We start from the raw sequence: 4,670 nt of genomic DNA on the forward strand, positions 1-4,670 counted from the left end.
CGAGACGGTGCTGGACCTGGTGGAGCGCGGGCATCGCCTGGTGGCGGACGACCTGGTGATGATCACGCGGCGGGGCAACGAGGTGCTCATCGGCAAGGGGCACGAGCTGCAGCGGCACCACATGGAGATCCGCGGGGTGGGGATCATCGACATCCGCACCATGTTCGGCATCCGCGCCATCCGCCAGCAAAAGCGCGTGGAGGTGGTGGTGCAGCTGGAGATCTGGGACCAGGACGCCGTCTACGACCGCACGGGGCTGGACACGAAGTCGATGGACATCCTGGGCGTGCCCGTGCCGCTGGTAACCGTTCCGCTGGTGCCGGGTAAGAACATCACGGTGGTGTGCGAGGTGGTGGCCATGAACCACCTGCTGAAGTATTCGGGCGTGGACAGCGCCCGCCTGTTCAACCAGCGGCTCCAGAGCCGGATGTCCGGCGGCACGCAGGAGTACCTGGAGGAGGATTATGAGTGAGCCCGTCCGTGGGCTGGTGGTGAGCCACGCCTCGCTGGCCGAGGGGCTGGTGCAGTCCGTCCGCCAGATCGCCGGCGCCGACGCCGACGTGCTGCGCGCCGTGAGCAACGAGGGGTGCGGCCCCGAGGCCCTGCAGAACGCCGTGCGGGACGCCCTGGGGGGCAGCCCCGCCGTGGTGTTCACCGACATGCCGTCCGGCAGCTGCGCGTTCGCGGCGCGGCGGCTTACCCTGGACCGGCCGGAGACGGCCGTGATCTGCGGGGTGAACCTGCCCATGCTGCTGGACTTCGTATTTCACCGCGAGCTTCCCCTTCCCGAGCTGGTGGACCGGCTCGTGAACAAGGGCAAGGCCGCGATCACGGGATCGTGCCGGGAGACCCCGCCGCATGCCGATCGTGCTGCTTCGCGTTGACGAGCGCCTGATCCACGGCCAGGTGGTCGTGGGCTGGGGCGGCCCCCTGCACGCCGACCGCATCGTCGTCGTGGACGACGACATCGCCGCCAGCCCCTGGGAGCAGGAGCTGTACTGCCTGGGCGTGCCGCCGGAGATGGAGGCCTCGTTTGCCTCCGTGGCCGACGCGCGCCCCCGGCTGGCCGGGTGGCGCGACGGCGGCCATCGCGTGATCGTCCTGGTCCGCGACGTGGGCACGGCCCTGCGCCTGGCGGAGGGCGGGCTGCTGCGGGGCGACGAGGTGAACCTGGGCGGCATTCACCACGCGGAGGGCCGCGAGCGGGTGCTGCCCTACCTGCACCTGGACGACGGCGACCGCGAGACCCTGCGCCGCATCGCCGACACGGGGGCCCTGGTGAGCGCGCGCGACCTGCCGGCCAGCAAGCGCGTGACCCTCGAGGAGCTGGTCGGCACCGGACGATGATCCCCGATCCCCTGCACCTGCTGCTGCTGGGCCTGCTGGGCGGGGTGCTGGCCCTGGACGCCACCTCGCTGGGGCAGTTCATGCTCAGCCGCCCCCTGATCGCGGCGGGGCTGGCGGGGATGGTGATGGGGAACCCGCACGCCGGCATCATCGTGGGGCTGCTGCTGGAGGCCATCCACCTGGCCGTGCTGCCCGTGGGCGCCGCGCGCTACCCGGAGGCCGGGCCCGCCGCCGTGGCCGCCGCGGGCGCGTACGCCGGGGCGGGGACGGCCAAGCCCGTGGCCCTGCTGGCCTCCGTGGTCTTCATGCTGGCGTGGGGCTGGGTGGGCGGCCGCTCCGTGGAGGCGCTGCGCCGCTGGAACGCGCGCAGCGCCGTCCCCGCCGAGGGGCCGGTGGACCTGGGGACCCTCGAGCGGCTCCACGCGCGGGCCATTGGCCTGGACTTTCTCCGCGGCGTGGCCGTGACCCTGCTGGGGCTGCTGATCCTGGGAACGCTGCTGGAGACGCTGGGGTGGATCCCGTTCCGCGAGCAGTGGACGCGGCCGGCGCTGGCCGTCTCGGCCGCGGCGGCCCTGGCCAGCTCGCTGCGGCTCTTTGGCCGCCGACGGCTGCCGCTGTTCGTGGCGGGCGGGGTGGCGGGGGCCCTGCTGCTGTGGCTGCGGTGAGCCAGCCGCCCGGGACCGCCCCCGCCGGCGCCAGGCCGGCCCTGCCGCGGTCCGTGCGCCGGGCCATGCTGCTGCGCTCGTTCGCCGTGCAGGGATCGTGGAACTACACCACGCTCATCGGCACGGGGCTGGTGTTCGTCCTGGCGCCGGCCCTGCGGCACCTGTACGGGGACGATCCGGCGCGTCTGCGGGCCGCCGTGGCGCGGCACACGGAGCTCTTCAACGCGCACCCGTACCTGGCCACGGTGGCCGCCGGCGCCGTGGCGCGGCTGGAGGCCGACGGGGTGCCGCCGGAGACCATCGGCCGGTTCAAGGCGGCCGTCCGCGGCTCGCTGGGCAGCATCGGCGACCGGCTGGTGTGGCTGATGTGGCGCCCCGCCTGCGCCCTGCTGATGGTGGCGCTGCTGCTGGCGGGGGCGGGGTGGTGGATCTCCGTGATCGCGTTCCTCGTGAGCTACAACGGCCTGCACCTGTGGATGCGGTCGTGGGGGCTGGAGGTGGGGCTGCGCGACGGGGTGCAGGTGGGACGGGCCCTGCGCGAGGCGCCGTTCGAGAAGCTGGGCGAGCGGGCGGCCGACGTGGGGGCCGTGCTCAGCGGCTTCGCGGCCGTGCTGGCCCTGGGCTGGGGCGAGGTGCGGATCGGTTGGGCGTACGCGGCCGTGGGCGCCGCGGCGCTCGTGGCGGGGATCGCGCTGGGTCCGCGGGTGCGGTGGGTGGCCGCGCTGGGGCTCACGGCGCTGCTGGTGGCCGGCGTGGTGCTGGCCACCGACTCCTGATGACAGCACTGGACGGGATGCAACACGAGACCGAAGTCACCATCGTGAACAAGTACGGGCTCCACGCCCGCCCCGCGGCGGAGTTCGTGAAGCTGGCCAACCGCTTCACGAGCGAGGTGTTCATCCGCAAGGACGACGTGGAAGTGAGCGGCAAGAGCATCATGGGGGTCATGATGCTCGCGGCCGAGTGCGGCTCCACGGTGGCCATCCGCGCGGACGGCGACGACGCGCGGGACGCCGTGGGGGCCCTGGCGGAGCTCGTCCGCAACCGCTTCGGCGAGGAGTAGGGGCCGTGAGCCTGGTCCGCGACGGCATCCCGGCCTCGCCGGGCATCGTGATCGGCCCCGCGCGGGTGCTGCGCTGGGAGGTGCCGCGCGTGCCCCAGGGCGCCACCATCGCCGACACCGAGGTGGAGCGGGAGATCACGCGCTTTCGCGAGGCGTGCGCGTACGCGCAGGAGCGCATCCGGGTGGTGCAGGAGCGCACGGCCGCCGCCGTGGGCGAGGTGGAGGCCCGCATCTTCGAGCCGCAGCTGCTCATGCTGGAGGACGCGGACCTGCTGCAGGGCACCATGGGGCTCATCCGCGACAACCACCTGCGGGCGGAGCGCGCCTTCGAGCTGCGGGTGCTGGAGTGGGAAAGCGCGCTGTCGCACAGCTCGCACCCCATGATCATGGACCGCCTGGCGGACCTGGCCGACATCCAGACCCGCGTCCTGCGCCGGCTGATGGGGATGCCGGACCCGGACCTGGCCGCCCGCGTGGAGGGCGACAAGGTCATCCTCGTGGCCCGCGAGCTCACGCCCTCCGTGACCGTGCAGCTGGATCCCAGGCACGTCGTGGGCATCGCCACGGACCTGGGGACGCGCACGTCGCACAGCGCCATCCTGGCCCGCTCGCTGGACATCCCCTGCGTGGTCGCGCTCGGAAACCTCTCCGAGACGCTGCGCGACGGCGACGAGGTGATCCTGGACGGCCGGCAGGGCCGCGTGGTCATCGAGCCGTCGGACGAGGAGAAGGAGGCGTACCGCCAGCGCGACTACCTGGTGCGCGAGTGGGAGCAGGAGCTGGTGCTCATGGCCGAGCTCCCCGCCGTCACCCGCGACGGGCACCCCGTAAAGCTGCTGGCCAACATCGACCTTCCCGGCGAGTCGGAGAACGCGCGCAACCACGGCGCGCAGGGGGTGGGGCTGTACCGCACGGAGTTCCTCGTCATCGGCCGCAACACGGCGCCGGGCGAGGAAGAGCAGTACGCCGCCTACCGCCGCGTGGCCGAGGCGTTCCCGGGGCAGCCCGTCGTCATCCGCACCTTTGACCTGGGCGGCGACAAGTTCCCCGCGTTCCTGCACATCGGGCGCGAGGAGAATCCCTTCCTGGGGTGGCGGGCCATCCGCGTGTGCCTGGACGAGCCCGACATCTTCCGCACGCAGCTGCGGGCCCTGCTGCGCGCCATGTCGCACGGCGACATCCGCATCATGCTCCCCCTCGTCAACGAGGCGTCGGAGGTGGAGCGCACGCGGGTGCTCATCGACGAGTGCATGGCGCAGCTGGCGGACGAGGGCGAGGACGTGCCCTTGCGCTACACGCTGGGCTCCATGGTGGAGACGCCCGCCGCCGCGCTCTCCGCGGGGGAGCTGGCGCGGCACGTGGACTTCTTTTCCATCGGCACCAACGACCTGGTGCAGTACACGCTGGCCGTGGACCGGGGCAACTCGCGCCTGGCGCGGCTGTACAACCCGTTTCACCCCGCCGTCGTGCGGCTGCTGGACCTGATCGTCCGCGCGGGGAACGCGGGCGGCATCGAGGTGAGCGTGTGCGGCGAGCTGGCCTCCAACCCGCTGGGCGCCTTCCTCCTCATCGGCATGGGGGCGGACTCGCTCTCC

Annotated in this window: 6 protein-coding genes and 1 pseudogene; all 7 read left to right on the forward strand. The window is 72.9% G+C overall.

All coding sequences use genetic code 11. The annotated features are described in order from the left end of the window. A pseudogene (locus VFZ20_RS31390) lies at nucleotides 1-472 on the forward strand (HPr kinase/phosphorylase); the annotation flags it as partial. Next, nucleotides 465-884, forward strand: coding sequence for a hypothetical protein (locus VFZ20_RS31395; protein ID WP_329687926.1), 420 nt, complete (start codon nucleotides 465-467; stop codon nucleotides 882-884). The pseudogene VFZ20_RS31390 and the gene VFZ20_RS31395, both read left to right, overlap by 8 nt. After that, nucleotides 868-1,347, forward strand: coding sequence for a PTS sugar transporter subunit IIB (locus VFZ20_RS31400; RefSeq protein ID WP_329687927.1), 480 nt, complete (start codon nucleotides 868-870; stop codon nucleotides 1,345-1,347). Before VFZ20_RS31395 ends, VFZ20_RS31400 begins: the two co-directional genes overlap by 17 nt. Beyond that, complete coding sequence (locus VFZ20_RS31405) at nucleotides 1,344-2,012, forward strand: PTS sugar transporter subunit IIC (protein ID WP_329687928.1); 669 nt, start codon at nucleotides 1,344-1,346, stop codon at nucleotides 2,010-2,012. The genes VFZ20_RS31400 and VFZ20_RS31405 overlap by 4 nt, the downstream gene beginning before the upstream one ends. After that, entirely contained in the window at nucleotides 2,009-2,788 is a 780-nt protein-coding gene (locus VFZ20_RS31410) for a PTS system mannose/fructose/sorbose family transporter subunit IID (RefSeq protein WP_329687929.1), read from the forward strand. Before VFZ20_RS31405 ends, VFZ20_RS31410 begins: the two co-directional genes overlap by 4 nt. Further along, on the forward strand, nucleotides 2,788-3,075 hold the full coding sequence (locus VFZ20_RS31415) for an HPr family phosphocarrier protein (RefSeq protein ID WP_329687930.1): 288 nt from the start codon (nucleotides 2,788-2,790) through the stop codon (nucleotides 3,073-3,075). The genes VFZ20_RS31410 and VFZ20_RS31415 overlap by 1 nt, the downstream gene beginning before the upstream one ends. 5 nt (nucleotides 3,076-3,080) lie before the next feature. After that, nucleotides 3,081-4,670: phosphoenolpyruvate--protein phosphotransferase (ptsP, locus tag VFZ20_RS31420; protein ID WP_329687931.1), on the forward strand; the 1,590-nt coding region annotated here is incomplete at its 3' end.

Origin of the sequence: Longimicrobium sp., assembly GCF_036280135.1 — a bacterium.
Classification (GTDB): domain Bacteria; phylum Gemmatimonadota; class Gemmatimonadetes; order Longimicrobiales; family Longimicrobiaceae; genus Longimicrobium.

Excerpts from the sequence above, each read along its gene's own strand:
- VFZ20_RS31415 (WP_329687930.1), top strand. The coding sequence starts at position 2,788 with ATGACAGCACTGGACGGGATGCAACACGAGACCGAAGTCACCATCGTG.
- VFZ20_RS31395 (WP_329687926.1), top strand. The coding sequence starts at position 465 with ATGAGTGAGCCCGTCCGTGGGCTGGTGGTGAGCCACGCCTCGCTGGCC.
- VFZ20_RS31405 (WP_329687928.1), top strand. The coding sequence starts at position 1,344 with ATGATCCCCGATCCCCTGCACCTGCTGCTGCTGGGCCTGCTGGGCGGG.